This is a genomic window from Acidovorax delafieldii 2AN (assembly GCF_000175235.1).
Classification (GTDB): Bacteria; Pseudomonadota; Gammaproteobacteria; order Burkholderiales; family Burkholderiaceae_C; genus Acidovorax; species Acidovorax delafieldii_B.
The window spans coordinates 1-14,521 of record NZ_ACQT01000088.1 but is presented as its reverse complement, the minus strand read 5'-3'; the positions used below and the strand labels follow the sequence as shown (position 1 = coordinate 14,521).

Annotated in this window: 11 protein-coding genes and 1 pseudogene; all 12 read right to left on the bottom strand. The window is 66.2% G+C overall.

All coding sequences use genetic code 11. The features are described 5' to 3' along the window. Positions 1-367, bottom strand: a 367-nt coding sequence (locus tag ACDELDRAFT_RS12375; RefSeq protein WP_040329044.1) for a TraR/DksA family transcriptional regulator, incomplete at its 3' end; no start/stop codon positions are given. Between the two features lie 527 nt (positions 368-894). Then, on the bottom strand, positions 895-3,414 hold the full coding sequence (locus tag ACDELDRAFT_RS12370) for an ABC transporter permease (RefSeq protein WP_005797163.1): 2,520 nt from the start codon (positions 3,412-3,414) through the stop codon (positions 895-897). A 40-nt stretch (positions 3,415-3,454) separates the two neighbouring features. Continuing rightward, on the bottom strand, positions 3,455-4,975 hold the full coding sequence (locus ACDELDRAFT_RS12365; RefSeq protein ID WP_232504763.1) for a C13 family peptidase: 1,521 nt from the start codon (positions 4,973-4,975) through the stop codon (positions 3,455-3,457). Between the two features lie 363 nt (positions 4,976-5,338). Beyond that, on the bottom strand, positions 5,339-6,274 hold the full coding sequence (locus tag ACDELDRAFT_RS12360) for a formate dehydrogenase accessory sulfurtransferase FdhD (protein WP_005797159.1): 936 nt from the start codon (positions 6,272-6,274) through the stop codon (positions 5,339-5,341). Positions 6,275-6,344: 70 nt separating this feature from the next. Continuing rightward, positions 6,345-6,722 carry a hypothetical protein gene (locus ACDELDRAFT_RS12355; RefSeq protein WP_005797157.1) on the bottom strand — a complete coding sequence of 126 codons (378 nt, stop codon included), beginning with the start codon at positions 6,720-6,722 and terminating at the stop codon, positions 6,345-6,347. Further along, positions 6,719-7,915: a formate dehydrogenase subunit gamma gene (locus ACDELDRAFT_RS12350; RefSeq protein ID WP_005797155.1), complete on the bottom strand. Its 1,197-nt coding sequence runs from the start codon at positions 7,913-7,915 to the stop codon at positions 6,719-6,721. Before ACDELDRAFT_RS12350 ends, ACDELDRAFT_RS12355 begins: the two co-directional genes overlap by 4 nt. Before the next feature lie 13 nt (positions 7,916-7,928). Beyond that, positions 7,929-8,162: a hypothetical protein gene (locus ACDELDRAFT_RS12345; RefSeq protein ID WP_005797154.1), complete on the bottom strand. Its 234-nt coding sequence runs from the start codon at positions 8,160-8,162 to the stop codon at positions 7,929-7,931. After that, entirely contained in the window at positions 8,159-8,779 is a 621-nt protein-coding gene (gene fdh3B, locus ACDELDRAFT_RS12340; protein ID WP_005797152.1) for a formate dehydrogenase FDH3 subunit beta, read from the bottom strand. Before fdh3B ends, ACDELDRAFT_RS12345 begins: the two co-directional genes overlap by 4 nt. A gap of 29 nt (positions 8,780-8,808) precedes the next feature. Further along, positions 8,809-11,778: a formate dehydrogenase subunit alpha gene (locus ACDELDRAFT_RS12335; RefSeq protein ID WP_005797151.1), complete on the bottom strand. Its 2,970-nt coding sequence runs from the start codon at positions 11,776-11,778 to the stop codon at positions 8,809-8,811. Positions 11,779-11,792: 14 nt separating this feature from the next. After that, positions 11,793-12,003 (bottom strand): annotated as a pseudogene (locus ACDELDRAFT_RS25710) (formate dehydrogenase). 136 nt (positions 12,004-12,139) lie between these two features. Continuing rightward, positions 12,140-12,769: a TorD/DmsD family molecular chaperone gene (locus ACDELDRAFT_RS12325; RefSeq protein ID WP_005797149.1), complete on the bottom strand. Its 630-nt coding sequence runs from the start codon at positions 12,767-12,769 to the stop codon at positions 12,140-12,142. Then, positions 12,766-14,521, bottom strand: a 1,756-nt coding sequence (locus ACDELDRAFT_RS12320) for a 4Fe-4S binding protein (RefSeq protein WP_005797147.1), incomplete at its 5' end; no start/stop codon positions are given. The genes ACDELDRAFT_RS12325 and ACDELDRAFT_RS12320, both read right to left, overlap by 4 nt.

Sequence of the window (14,521 nt, the reverse complement as noted above, 5' to 3'; positions counted from 1 at the left end):
CTTCGGCCGCCGACTGGCAGACGATGCAGCGTGCTGCCGCCGGCTGGGCAAACAGGCGCTCGGTGCCCACCGGCTTGCCGCACTCGGTGCATTCGCCATAGCTGCCGTCGGCCACCCGGGCCAGGGCAGCCCGGACGGCGACCAGTTCGTCGTGGTCGCGCGTGGCTTCCGCATCACGCACGGTGCTCTGCGCCATGCGGTCGGCCTGATCCTTCTGGTCGTCGGACCGCTCTGCGCCGACCGCATCGCCCAAGGCAGACAGGGTGTCGCGCTGGATCTCGCCCAGTTCGGACAGCAGCGCTGCCTTGCGTTGCTCAAGTGCGCCACGCAGTTGCTGGCGCTGGGTTTCGGTCAGTGATGTGCTCATGCCTGCAAGCATGCCATGCGCGCCTGACCCGACTTTGACATGCATCAAGAATTAAGCCACACCCGCGGCAGGTAACTGGCCGGGGAAACGCAGGCGGCTCCGCTTCTCCGCTTCCCAACCGCCCAGCCCAGCTCGTCTCGGCCCAACCCAATCCGAAAGCTGCAATTGTTCGGTCGTTCGGTCGTTCGGTCGTTCGGTCGTTCGGTTGTTCGGTTGTTGAGCTGGTGAGCGCTAGTGGCTGAAAGGAAGAGGGGCAGCGCCATACCTTCCGCCTGCCATACAACGGGTCTCGTCGTGATGCCCATGGCAGTCCCCCGACAGCCCCCGCTGCACCGCGGCTCAGAACGGCAGCCGCCCGACGCGCCTCGCAGAGCCCGTGGCAGGCGAAGCGAAACCGTAGAGCGCCCCACCCAAGGCTGCAGAGCGGGAGCAATCCACGCCAAGGCAACCCTCAACCTGTTTTGTGCCATTTTGCGCCATGGCGCTTGCTACACGGTCGTCAGAAGCTATCGAAAAAGTAGCAAATACTATTCGGAAGCGCGGCGCAGGGTCTCGACCACGGGGCGCAGCAGCACCTCGCGCAACCCCCACCATCCAGCCCCCAGCGCCAGCAACGCCCCCGCCACGCTGCCGGCCAGTGGCACGAGCGGCGACGCCGTCCACTGGAAATCGAAGGCATAGCGCGCCAGCGCCCAGCCCACGGCCACGGCCACGGTGCTGGCAAGAAAGCCCGCCAGCAAGCCCACCCCCGCCAGTTCTGCACGCTGGACCTGGCGCAGCAGGCTGGCGCGCGCGCCCACCGCCCGCATGATGGCGAACTCGCGAGCGCGTTCCTCGCGCGTTGCCGTGACCGCAGCGAACAGCACCACCAGGCCTGCCGCCAATGTGAAGGCAAACAGGAATTCCACCGCCTGGATCACCTGCTCGAGCACACGCTGGACCTGCGTGATGGTGGCGCCCATGTCCACATTGGTGATGTTGGGAAACTGGTGCACCAGCAAATTGTCGAAACCCACCTTGTCGGGCGCACGGTAGGCGGCAAGGTAAGTCACGGGCACGCCCGGCAGGCTGGCCACCGGGTACATCACGAAGAAGTTGGCACGCATCGAGCCCCAGTCCACCTTGCGCAGGCTGGTGATGCGCGCCTCGTTCTGCACGCCGCCGATGTCGAACTGCAGGCGGTCGCCCAGGTGCAGGCCGAGGGTCTGCGCAATGCCCTCCTCCACGCTGATGGCGCCTTCCTCACCGGGCGTCCAGCGGCCGGCCACCACCTGGTTGTGACCAGGCGCTTGCACGGCCGTGGAAAGGTTGAACTCGCGGTCCACCAGTCGCTTGGCGCGGTCCTCGCTGTAGCTGTCGGGCCCCACCGGCCGCCCGTTGACCGCAAGCAGGCGCCCGCGGATCATGGGATACCAGTCGTAACGCTGCACGCCCGCATCTTTCAGCGCCTGTTGGAAAGCACCGGCCTGCTCGGGCATGACGTTGATGACGAAGCGGTTGGGCGCATCGGGCGGCGTGGCCTGGCGCCAGCTGGCGACCAGGTCGGTGCGCAGCAGCACCAGCAGCACCAGTGCCAGCAGGCCCACAGCCAGACTGCTGACCTGCACCACGGCGTAGGCCGGCCGCGCCGAAATCTGCCGCGTGGCCAGCACCAGCCAGCGCGGCGCGGTGGCCTCGTTCACGCTGCGCCGCAGCAGCTTTACCGCCAGCCAGCTCAACAGCGCAAACAGTGCCACGGCCCCGGCAAATCCGCCCACGGCGATCAGGCCAAGGACCAGATCGCTGCTCACGGCCAGCAGCAGCGCCGCAAACCCGGCCACCCCCACGCCCAGCACCGCCAGCGACGCCGGCTTGAGCCCGCCGAGGTCGCGCCGAATCACCCGCAGCGGCGGCACCTGGGCCAACTGCAGCACCGGCGGCAAACCAAAGGCCAGCAGCAGCGTCATCCCCATGCCCAGGCCAAAAGCCACGGGCCACAGGCTGGGCGCCGGCAAAGCCGACTCCACCAGCCCGGCCAGCAGCAGCACGAACACGTTGTGCACCAGGTATCCCAGCGCCACGCCCAGGGCGCTGGCAAACAGGCCGATGAGCGCGAATTCGGTCGTGTAGGCGCCGGCGATGGTGCGCTGGCTCTGGCCCAGCACGCGCAGCATCGCCGAAGCATCGAGGTGATCGGCCGCGAACCCGCGCGCCGCCAGCGCCACAGCCACGGCCGAAAGCAGCGCGGCCAGCAGGGCGACGAGGTTCAGGAACTTCTGCGCGCGGTCAAGCGTCTGGCGCATTTCGGGGCGCCCGCTTTCGAGCGATTCGATGCGCACACCGTGCACGTCGGGCTTCTTTGCTTCAGCGGCAGCCCACGCAGCAAACTCCTTGACCGCCGCCGGCGCACCGGCCACTGCAAAGCGATAGGTGATGCGACTGGCGGGCTGCACCAGGCCGGTCGCCGGCACGTCCGCCTGGTTGAGCATGGCGCGCGGCGCAAAGCTCATGAAGCCCGCACCCCGGTCGGGCTCAACGACGATGATGCGTGCGATGCGGAACTGCGCATCACCCAGCAGCAGCGTGTCGCCCATCGAAAGCTCCAGCGCCTCAAGCAGCGCAGCGTCCACCCACACGTCGCCGCGCGCCGGGATGTCCCGGCTGGGCTGCCCCAGGGCGTCGGGCGAATCGGCCAGCTGCAGGCTGCCGCGCAAGGGATAGCCGGGCTCGACGCTCTTGAGCGCCACGAGCTTGCTGGCGCCGCCCTGGCGTTCGCTGGCCCGTGCCATGGTCGGAAAGCCCATGGTGGTCGCTGTGCGCAGCCCCAAGGCGCGGGCATGCTCGACAAAGGCCGGCGGCGTGGGGTTGTCGCTGGCCACCACGGCATCGCCGCCCAGCAATTGCAGGGCATCGCGTTCAAGCCCGCCCTGCAGGCGATCGGCGAAAAACCCCACCGAAGTCAATGCGGCCACGGCCAGCGTCACGGCCACCATGAGCAGGCGCAGTTCGCCGGCACGCAGGTCGCGCACCAGCGTGCGCAGGCCCAGGCGAAAAAAGGACAGTTTCATGGAAGCGGACCTTAGCGCAAATGCGCCCACGGGCGCGGCTTTAGGGATTTGCGCTGGCCACCGCGTCCTGCCGCGACAACCGCAGGGCGAGCGCTTCGAGGACGGGCGCGATGCGGGAGCCCACCCGTATCTGCGGATTGGAAAAACCGTCCTCCTTGCCTGCCGCCACCTCGCGCTCGGCGATCACAGGCACTGCGCGCGCGAAGGCGTCGGCAAACGACCAGGTGGTGCGCAACTGCTCATCGAAGACGGCCCTGCCAAAGAACGTCAGTTCGGATCGGCTGCCGCAGCCGTACGAAGTGTGGGTGGCATCGGCGGCGGTCATGACCAGCGTGTCGTCACCGGCCAGCGGCTCTACCCAGCCACCCGAATAACAGGCCGACACCGCAATCACGCGGTTGCGGATACCGGCTTCGTCCAGGGCCTGGCGCAGCATCTCGGGCCCCACGGGGGGCACGTCCAACGGCCAGTGCGATGCGGCCAGCTGGTGGTTCTGGCCTCCATGCGACGTCATGTAGACCACCAGCACATCGCGCTCGCGGTCCATGCGTGCGCCCAGCGCGGCCACCGCGCGCTGCAGGTTCTGGGGAGTGGCCCAGACATGGGTCGCGGCGGTCTCGGCGTGGTTGAGAAGGTGGACGACGCGGCCCCGTGCATCAAACCGCTGCTCGAGCAGCTCACGCACCATGGTGCTCTCGCGCCGGAAGACGTTCTCGCTGGCATAGGGCGCGAAGACAAGCCCGTAGACCTCGACACGGTCACTGCGGGGCCCCGCCAGGGCCTGCACCTGCCGCTGCCACAAGGCCTGCTGCGCCTCGAACAACGACTGCGACAGCACCAATTGCGGCGAGTCGGCCGGCGCCTGCTCCACGGGCATCCAGGGCGGCTCGGGAAATTGCCACGACGCGAAACCCATGGTGGCCACCATTGCCGTGCTGAACACCCCCGTGCGCCAGGCCGAGCCGATGAAACGCCGGCTTACCACCACCAAGGCGGCCAAAGCCCAGGCGAGCAGCGCCGCCAGCGCCCCTCCGAAAGCCAGGTCGCGCACGCCACCTTGCCAGAGTGCAGGCCAGCGTGCATCGGAAGCCAGCAGCAGTTCGGCCAGCATCAAGGGCACCAGGGCGGCCCAGCTGAACAGCACGAACCAGGCGGCCAACCCACCATTGCCCGCGGCGTCGACCCCACCCTGCCGCTGGCGTGCGGGTGCCATGGCCCACCATGCGAACCACAGCACCAGCGCTGCCGGCCACTGCTGCGCCAGCGCAGAGCGCAGGCTGAATTCCGCCGGTCCACTCACCTGCAGACGGGCCAGGCCCAGCACCACGGCCTCCGCCAGCCCGACCAGGACGATCAGTTGCCAGGGCGTGGGGGTCGCCGCACCATGGCGGGGCAGCGCAAAGCCATTCGCACGCAGGCCGTCTACCAGCCAGCACGACAGAGGCCGGGCGCCGTGCGCCACGGCCGGCACGGGCTGCGGTGCCTGTGCGAGGGCCTCCGCCGGCGCGGGCGGGGAGATCCCTGTGCGATACCGGTCGCCCGGAACATTCGGTTCTTGCATGGCCGCCATCATGCCACCCTGCTTTTCCGCCCTGCCCGCACGCGTTGGCCCTGCCGTGGCCGCAAGACTCCGCGATGCACGCACCGGCGGACACTCAGTCATGGGCTGCGGCAAAGACGATTGGCGTACGGGAACAGCGAGCAGCAGGTGACCTCACAGGATTCTGCCGTACGGACATGTCTGTGAAGACGAACGGACGGGTAGAGGGATCGACGAGCTTGGCGGCGAGGCGGGGGACAGAGAACCTCTTCGGCCCCTCTTTTTTGCAGGGGTGGCACACGGGCCAAACCGCGACGCTGGTTTGCCCCTGCATGGTCTTTTCTGCAGGGGATACGCGTGCGTCAAAAGCTGCGGGAAAGACCTTTAGCCCGGCAGCCCTGCGGGGGCGGCAGCCACTCCCGCCAGTTCAGGCTGCAGCAGGAGCCGGCTGGCGCCGCTGTAGCACACGAAGCGCCGGTTGGTGGCACGGCCGATCGCGCACAGGCCAAGCTGCTGCGCAACGGCGTGGCCCATCTGCGTCATGCCGCTGCGTGAGACGACGATGGGCACCCCCATCTGGGCGGACTTGATCACCATTTCGCTGGTAAGCCGGCCCGTGGTGTAGAACACCTTGTCGGCGCCCGACATGGTGCCATCAGACGAAGGCGCCGCCGCAGATGGGGCGGCGCCACCCGGCGTGGGGGCCTCGGCCTGCATCCACATCCAGCCGGCAATGGTGTCGATGGCGTTGTGCCGGCCGACATCCTCCACGAACGTGAGCAGCTCATCACCGCGAAACAGCGCGCAGCCATGCACCGATCCGGCCGATTTGTAGGTGCTCTCCTTGAGACGGATGGCGTTGACGATGCCGTAGAGCTGCGCCTGCGTGAGTTGCGCAGCCGGCAACGCAATGCGGTCGACCTCGTCCATCAAGCCGCCAAAAACGCTGCCCTGGCCGCAACCCGTGGTGACCACGCGCGCCGCCGTGCGCTCTTCGATGCGATCGATGCCGCTGCGCGTTTTGACAGCCGCGGCGTTCACGTCCCAATCGACGGTAATCGACTCGATGTCGTGCACCGATTGCACCAGCCTTTGGTTGCGCAGGTAACCCAGCACCAGCAACTCGGGCAGCGCACCCAACGTCATCAGCGTGACGAGTTCGCGCTTGTCCACATAAACGGTGAGGGGCCGCTCGGCAGGAATATGGACCTGTTCGCGCTCGCCCCGCTCGTTCACCACCTCGACGGCATGGGTGAGGGGAGCGTGCGCCTGCGTGAGGCGCGGCAAGGCGTGGGCCGTGGAATCGGATGCGTCTTTCATGCAGCCAGGGTACACGCATTGCGCACCCGCCCACCAGTACGCAGGTGCAATGCCGCAGCCGCGTTCAGGTCTAGGGCTTGGGCATCGATGCCGCAGGCATCACGATGCTGGGCGGGCTCGTGGCAGTGCCCGCGGGGGAATGCGCACCCGATGATTCGAGCGGCTTGTCTTGGGGCGGCGTATAGGCAAAGGGGCCGGGATCGTTACAACCCGACGTGGGCGTGGCAGGCTTGGTATCCGCCGCGGTGCGACGGTAGTGCGCGGCCACCTTGTCCTGGGACTGGCACAGTTTGAAAGCGTCAACCTTACCCCCCCAAGCGGCCTTGGCCGCCGCCTCTGCCGCCTTGGCCTGGGCCTCGGGCGTCGGGGCCGGCAACTTGGCCAGCGCCATCGGGGATGCGCCGGCCACCAGGGCGGCCAGCAGGAAATGGTGCATGCGAATCGTCATGTGGGCCTCACTGCCTGTGCCGCATGGGCGGCGCCTTCGGTTGGCGCGGTCAAGCCGCTGCGCTGCGCCGGAATCTTGCCGGCGCGGATGTCGTCCGCCCACAGTTCGTGGTGTTCATTGGCCCAGCCTTCGCTGACGTAGCCCGTCTTCATGGCCTTGTAGGCACCCCGCATTCCCACCGTGCCCATGTAGATGTGACCCATGATGAGCGCCATCATCCAGATCGCCAGCGCGGCATGGATCATGTGAGCGATGTGCATCTGCCCGCGCAGTTCGCCCACGCCGGGGATGAGCTTGTCAAGCACCAGGCCCGTGGCCACCACGACCACGCCAGGAATCGTGATGCCCCACCAGAACAGGCCCTTTTCGCCCGCGTTGAAGCGGTGCGAAGGCACTTGGTGGTCGCCCTTGCCCAGCAGCCCGCCGCCCTTGCTCAGCCACACGAAATCGGCCCGGTTGGCGATGTTGTCCTTCACGAACGTCACGATGATGACGAGCAGCGACACGGCAAACAACGGCCCCATGAAGTTATGCACGTTCTTGAGTGCATAGGCAAGCCAGCCAAACAGCGTCGCGCCAATCACCGGCAGCAGGAAGAATTTGCCGAAAGCCATGATGATGCCCGAGACCGCCAGCGCGATGAAGGCGCCCGCATTGGCCCAGTGCGCAGCCCGCTCAAAGGGCGTGAAACGCTCGATCTTGCGCGTCGACTCGGGGTGGTCGTGGCCCATCGGGCCCTTGGTGAAATAGAAGAGGGCCAGGGCCAGCACCACCAGGCCCAGCAGGGCCGAACCATAGGGAATGATCCAGCGGTTGCGCACCTGGCGCCAGGCCTCGCCCGCGTTGGTCACGCGCGCGCCAGGGTACTGCACCATGGACTGGATGAGGTTGCCCGCCTCGGGCGCCTGCGTCAGCGGCAGGCTGCTGTAGCCGGTCACGCCCTGCCCCACCTGTCGCCACATGGGTGCGTTGTTGCCCGGCTGCACCTTGGCACGCTCGCCATTGGTCTGGTCGGCATAGCCGGGATCGGCGCTCGCGTCAGGCTTCACCTGGAAAATGTTCTGGCTCTGCACGCCACCCACGGTCGGCGCCGAGGCCGCCGCCTCTGCAGTAGCCGGCGCGGTCGGCTGGGCCATCGCAGGCGCCCACGCCGCGCACGCTCCGATCACCAAGGCACACACTAAGTGTTTCATGACGGACCTCGCTTCAGCGGATGCGCGTGTATTCGTTCTGGCCGTACTGCTGCCGCGCCTTCAACTGCTGCTCCCAGCCTGTCTTGTCGCCTGCTTTCCAGCCCGGCTGGGTGAAGTTGCTGCCCGTGCCAGCCGACGGAGCGGTGTCCTGCCTCACGCCGCCACCGGTCTGCGGTTTTTCGGTGCAGGCGGCCAGCCCGGCAAGGGCCAGCACCGCCACCAGTGTTGTGATGGATGCGCGCATCATGACTTGCCTCCTGCGGGCGGCTGGCCGCCCTGCTGCGTGCCGTAGGCCGTACCCCAGCCCCACACCTCGGCACCCTTGCCGCGCTGCACGACGCGGTTGCGGAAAATGTCTGCCACCACGTCGCCATCACCCGCCAGCAAGGCCTTGGTCGAGCACATTTCGGCGCAGGCGGGCAATTTGCCTTCGGCCAGGCGATTGCGGCCATATTTTTCAAACTCCGCCTGGCTACCGTTGGCCTCGGGGCCGCCAGCGCAGAAGGTGCACTTGTCCATCTTGCCGCGCACGCCGAAGGTGCCTTGCGAAGGGAACTGCGGTGCACCGAACGGGCAGGCATAGCTGCAGTAGCCGCAGCCGATGCAAACGTCCTTGTCATGCAGCACCACGCCTTCGTCGGTGCGGTAAAAACAGTTGACCGGGCACACCGCCATGCAGGGCGCATCGCTGCAGTGCATGCAGGCCACCGAGATGGACTTTTCGCCGGGCACGCCATCGTTGAGGGTGACCACACGGCGGCGGTTCACCCCCCACGGTACCTCGTGCTCGTTCTTGCAGGCGGTAACGCAGCCATTGCATTCGATGCAGCGCTCTGCATCGCAGATGAATTTCATTCGTGCCATTGTTCTGTCTCCTCGTCAGTGCGGCGCGCTCACGCCCGCTCCACGTTGCAGATCGTGGTCTTGGTTTCTTGCATCATGGTCACGCTGTCATAGCCATAGGTCGTGGCGGTATTCACGGCCTCGCCGCGCACCACAGGGGCTGCCCCCTTGGGATAGTGCGCGAGCAGGTCGGCGCCTTGCCAGCGGCCGGAGAAGTGGAACGGCATCCACACCGTGTCCGGCCCCACCCGCTCGGTGACCAGCGCCTGCACATTGAGACGTGCGCCGGTCGGCGTGCTCAGCCACACACGTTCGCCATTGCGGATGCCCCGATCGGCGGCCGTCTTCGGGTTGATTTCAACAAAGGCTTCCTGCTGAAGCTCGGCCAGCCAGGGGTTGGAGCGGGTTTCCTCGCCGCCGCCCTCGTATTCGACCAGACGCCCGGAACTCATGATCAACGGGAATTTCTCCGACACCTTGTCGGCCACGTTCTTGTCTTGCAGGCTCTTGTAGAGCGTGGGCAGGCGCCAGAAGGCCTTCTTGTCGTCGTGCGTGGGGTACTTGGCCACGAGGTCGGGGCGCGTGCCGTAGATAGGCTCGCGGTGCTGCGGAATGGCGTCGGGGAAGTTCCACACCACGGCACGGGCCTTGGCGTTGCCAAAGGGGTGGCAACCGTGTTTCATGGCCACGCGGATGATGGCTCCGGTAGGGTCGGTCTTCCAGTTCTTGCCCTCGGCCTTGGCTTTCTCGGCATCGCTCAGGTCATCCCACCAGCCCAGCTTCTTAAGCAGCACATGGTCAAACTCGGGGTAGCCCGTGGTGATCTCGCAGCCCAGCGAATGCGAGCCGTCTTCGGCCAGCAGGTTGACACCATCCTTCTCGACGCCGAAGTTGGCGCGGAAGTTGCCGCCGCCGTCCATCACATGCTTGGAGGTGTCGTACAGATTGGGTGAACCAGGGTGCTTCAACTCGGGTGTGCCATAGCACGGCCATGGCAAGCCGAAATAGTCGCCGGTGAAGTCGTAGCCCGTTTCCTTGTCCTTGCCGCCCTTGGCCTTCAAGGTCTTCACGTCGAACAGGTGCATGTTCTTCATGTGGGCCTTCAGGCGTTCCGGGCTCTGGCCGGTGTAGCCGATGGTCCAGACGCAGCGGTTGATTTCACGCAGGATGTCTTCCGGCACGGGCTCATCCATGCCCTTCACCTTCTGCATCTTGTAGTTCTTCGACAGCTCTTTGGCAAAGCCGAGCTTTTCGGCGAACTGGTGCATGATCATGTGGTCGCTGCGGCTTTCCCACAGAGGCTCGATCACTTTTTCGCGCCACTGCAGCGAGCGGTTCGAAGCCGTGCACGACCCACTGGTTTCGAACTGCGTGGCCGCCGGCAACAAATAAACGGCACGGTTGGGATTGAGGTCCTCGGGCTTGCCCGGCATGGCCGCCATGGCCGCGGTGGCCGATGGGTAGGGGTCGACGACCACCAGCAGGTCCAGCTTGTCCATGGCGCGCTTCATCTCGAGGCCGCGCGTCTGCGAGTTGGGTGCGTGGCCCCAATAGAACACTCCGCGCAGGTTCGAATCCTGGTCGATCAGCTCGTTCTTCTCCAGCACACCGTCGATCCAGCGCGACACCGTGATGCCGTTCTTGCTCATCATGGCAGGCGAAGCGTAGCGGCCCTTGATCCACTCGTAGTCCACACCCCAAGCATTGGCGAAGTGCTTCCACGAACCTTCGGCCAGGCCGTAGTAGCCGGGCAGCGAGTCGGGGTTGGGGCCCACGTCGGTAGCGCCCTGCACGTTGTCGTGGCCGCGGAAGATGTTGGTGCCGCCGCCGCTCTTGCCCACGTTGCCCAGCGCCAATTGCAGGATGCACGAGGCGCGCACCATGGCGTTGCCGATGGTGTGCTGCGTCTGGCCCATGCACCAGACGATGGTGCCGGGGTTGTTGTCGTGCAGCATCTTGGCGACCTTGAACATCTGGTCTTCCTTGACGCCGCAGGCCTCCTCGACCTTGTCGGGAGTCCATTTGGCCAGGACTTCTTCGCGTACCTTGTCCATGCCGTAGACACGGTCGTTGATGTACTTCTTGTCTTCCCAGCCGTTCTTGAAGATGTGGTGCAACAGGCCGAAAAGGAAAGGAATGTCCGTGCCCGAGCGGATGCGCACATATTCGTCGGCCTTGGCGGCCGTGCGGGTGAAGCGCGGGTCCACAACAATCATCTTGCAGCCGGTTTCCTTGGCGTGCAGCATGTGCAGCATGGACACCGGGTGGGCTTCGGCCGCATTCGAGCCAATGTACAGAGCGACCTTGCTGTTTTGCATGTCGTTGTACGAGTTGGTCATGGCGCCGTAGCCCCATGTATTGGCCACGCCCGCCACGGTGGTCGAATGGCAGATACGTGCCTGGTGGTCGCAGTTGTTGCTGCCCCAGAAACTCACGAACTTGCGCAACAGGTACGACTGCTCGTTGTTGTGCTTCGACGAGCCGATGAAGTACACGCTGTCAGGGCCGCTGGCCTTGCGCAACTCCTGCATCTTGTCGGTGATTTCGGTCAGCGCCGTGTCCCAGCTGATGCGTTCGTACTTGCCGTTGACCAGCTTCATTGGATAGCGCAGGCGGTATTCGCCGTGGCCATGTTCACGCAGGGCTGCACCCTTGGCGCAATGGGACCCGAGATTGATGGGGGAATCGAACACGGGTTCCTGGCGCACCCACACGCCGTTCTCCACCACAGCGTCCACCGCGCAGCCCACCGAACAGTGCGAGCACACCGTGCGGCGCACCTCGATCTTGCTGTCGCCCATCCCGGCCTTGGCGCCGTCAGCGGCACCCGCCTTGCGCACCAGCGTGAGTTGCGAAGCGGCGATACCCACGCCCACGCCCAGGCCCGAGCGGCGCAGGAACGAACGGCGGTCCATGGTGGGCAGTGCCTGCGACAAGCCGCGGCGCAGGCTGTGCACGAACGGCGAAACAGACGACGAAGCGCCCTGGCGGGCGTGCGAAGACTTCTTGGTTAGCAACATGGCGTCTCCCACGATCAGAGTTGCGTGGTTTTGTAGTACTGCTTGACGTGGGCTGACACGTGGTAGCCACCACCCTTTTCAGGGGCTGGCCGGGCAGGCTCGGCCTGCGCGGCCGGCACAGGAGCACCCCCCTGGCAGCGCTGCCACGGCGGCTGCGGCCGCACCTGCGGTGGCAGCGCCAGCAAAGAATTTACGGCGTGAAGAGGGGGGTTGGCGGTCGAGCATGCCTGTCTCCCGATGGCTGGCGGTTATGAACTAATTTGCATACAGTCTATGCGAGGGCGGCCATCCCCGCAATTGGCTGAAATGCCCTCCCCCGCCCTTGCAGGCAAAGGGGTTGCTCGCGAAGCGGGCCGCGCTCTCAGTCGAGCATGTCGAAACCCTGCGCTTCCACCTCGATGAAAGCCCGCGTGAAATGGGCCAGCGCAGCATAAAAGGGGGCGGCAGGCTGCCCCAGCAGGGCGTCGCACAACTGCCGCACCCACGGCTGCAGGTGGGCGGCAAAAAAAGTGCGCTGCGCCGTCAGGTTGCAGACAGCCACGTCGTCTCCCGCGATGAGGTAGCGCATCACTTCGCACAGGTAGGCCACGTGGTCTTCGGTTTCGGGCATGGCCTCTTCACGGGCCAGGCCCAGCGCCGCCAGGTCGCTGCGCAGGCGCACCAGCGGCTTCTCATTCAGAAAGCCGCTCAGGTAGTGCGAGCCGTAGAGAAACACCGCGGGCTTGCCCACTCCGCCGAACAGGCGGTCGAATTCAGCGGCAATGGCCGCATCATCGTGTGCCCGTGCGGCCCCCACCAGTTGCTGCCACGGCTCCTGCAGAAAGCCGCCTTCCATCGGCGCCTCGGTCACGGCCACGCGCAATGCCGACAGGGTTTCGGGCGTGGGGCGTGCGTAATACAGCTGCGCCAGCAGGCCATACAGTTCGGCGCGCGCGGTTTCTTCGTCCAGCGCCGAGCTGCCGGCCGCCGTCAGGGAGAGGGAATCGCTCACAGGTCGGTCACTTTCGTTTCGCTTTGGGAGGAATACAGGTCGATGACACGGCAGTCACTGCACATCTTGAGGCGCTCCAGCGCCTCGCCCTGGAACATCGGGTGGGCCGACAGTTTGCCCAGCATGGCTTCGATCGCCTTCACGGTGCCAAACGGTTTGGCGCACCGCACACAGGCCCAGGGCTGGGCCTCGTTGAGCACGCGCAGCTGTGCACGCTCGGGCGCGAGCAGCAGGCGCGGCTGCAGCGCGATGGCATTTTCGGGGCAGGTGGTGACACACAGGCCACATTGCACACAGTTCTGCTCGATGAATCGCAACTGGGGCAATTGGGGGTTGTCCTGCAGCGCGCTGGCCGGACAGGCGCTCACGCAGCTCAGGCACAGTGTGCAACGGTCCTTGTCGACCGTGACAGTGCCCAGCGGCGAGCCGCTCGCCGGCAGTGCGACGGCCTCGGGCCGCTGCGCTGCAGGCAAAGGCGCGTGCGCGATCAGGTGGTCAAGCGCCAATTCCAGCGTGCTGCGCTTTTCCTGCGCCACGGCAAAGCGGGCGGCTGCTCCCGGCACGGTCTGGCGGGTCTGCGACAGGGCCTGAAGGCCGGCGTCGAGGTCTATGGGGTTGCGTGCACGCAGCAGCTTGAGGTGGATGCCGGCATACCCCAGGCCATGCAGGATGGCCTGTGCCACCGCCATCTGCGCCTCCAGGCCGTCCAAGTATTGCGGCGCCTCCTCCTGGGTCACCAGCACCACGATCTGCGAGGCGCCAAACGCCACGGCGCTGAGCCACAGGTCGACGCCCGTGCTGGCGGTGTGCCACAAAGCCACCGGAATCACATGCGCCGGAACCCCCTGTGCAATTCTGAGCTGGGCCGCGCGCCCCAGCTCTTCCACCAGGGCCTGGCCGCCCTCCTGGCTGTGCAGCAGCAGCACGGCATCCTTGCCGCCTGCCGCCGCATAGGTGGACAGCAGGGTCTTGAATTTGAGGCCCTGGTCCGTTGCACCCGGATAGGCATAGGTCAGCGCGCCCGTGGGGCACACGGTAGTGCAGGCACCGCAGCCCACGCACAGGTTGGGGTTCACCTTGATTTGCTGTCGGCTTCGGTCGCTGGCAATGGCCTCTGCCGAGCAGATGTCCACGCAGGCATTGCAGCCCACGGTTTCGTTGCGGCTGTGTGCGCAGAGCTTTTGCTTGTAGGCAAAGAACTTGGGCTTCTCGAACTCGCCCACCAGTTCGCGCAGGCGCAGCAGCATGCCCATGTCCCGCCCATCCCAGCGGAAGTAGCCCTGGGGCAGCGCGTGCTGCAGGAAGGTGGGTGTGGCGTGCGCGGGGCGCAGGTCCAGCACCAGATCGAACCGGTCCTGGTGTTGGGCCGCTTCACGGTTGAAATCGATGGCCCCCGCCACCTGGCAGGCCTTCACGCAGGCGCGGTGCGACTGGCACGCCGCCAGGTCGATCTGGTAATCGAGCCCAATGGCGTTCTCGGGGCAGGCCGCCACGCAAGCGTTGCAGCGCGTGCAAAGATCCAGATCGATCGGGTTGTCGGCAGACCACTGCAACTCGAAGGCACCCAGCCAGCCCGTGAGGGCCGTCATGCGCCCGCCCAGCACCGGAAAGCGGCGTGCCTGCGCACCGCCGGCATTGCCCGGGCCCTGCGTAAACAGCGTGACATTGAGCACATCGGCCACAAGGGCCGCCGCCTGCTCGGCGGCATCGAGCGCGCCGATGATGAGCAGCCGGCCCGCGCTGCGGTAGGTG

What these genes read in the sequence shown, in the direction of transcription:
- ACDELDRAFT_RS12370 (WP_005797163.1), bottom strand. Translation starts at nt 3,414, where the DNA reads ATGAAACTGTCCTTTTTTCGCCTGGGCCTGCGCACGCTGGTGCGCGAC.
- ACDELDRAFT_RS12365 (WP_232504763.1), bottom strand. Translation starts at nt 4,975, where the DNA reads ATGCAAGAACCGAATGTTCCGGGCGACCGGTATCGCACAGGGATCTCC.
- ACDELDRAFT_RS12360 (WP_005797159.1), bottom strand. Translation starts at nt 6,274, where the DNA reads ATGAAAGACGCATCCGATTCCACGGCCCACGCCTTGCCGCGCCTCACG.
- ACDELDRAFT_RS12355 (WP_005797157.1), bottom strand. Translation starts at nt 6,722, where the DNA reads ATGACGATTCGCATGCACCATTTCCTGCTGGCCGCCCTGGTGGCCGGC.
- ACDELDRAFT_RS12350 (WP_005797155.1), bottom strand. Translation starts at nt 7,915, where the DNA reads ATGAAACACTTAGTGTGTGCCTTGGTGATCGGAGCGTGCGCGGCGTGG.
- ACDELDRAFT_RS12345 (WP_005797154.1), bottom strand. Translation starts at nt 8,162, where the DNA reads ATGATGCGCGCATCCATCACAACACTGGTGGCGGTGCTGGCCCTTGCC.
- fdh3B (WP_005797152.1), bottom strand. Translation starts at nt 8,779, where the DNA reads ATGGCACGAATGAAATTCATCTGCGATGCAGAGCGCTGCATCGAATGC.
- ACDELDRAFT_RS12335 (WP_005797151.1), bottom strand. Translation starts at nt 11,778, where the DNA reads ATGTTGCTAACCAAGAAGTCTTCGCACGCCCGCCAGGGCGCTTCGTCG.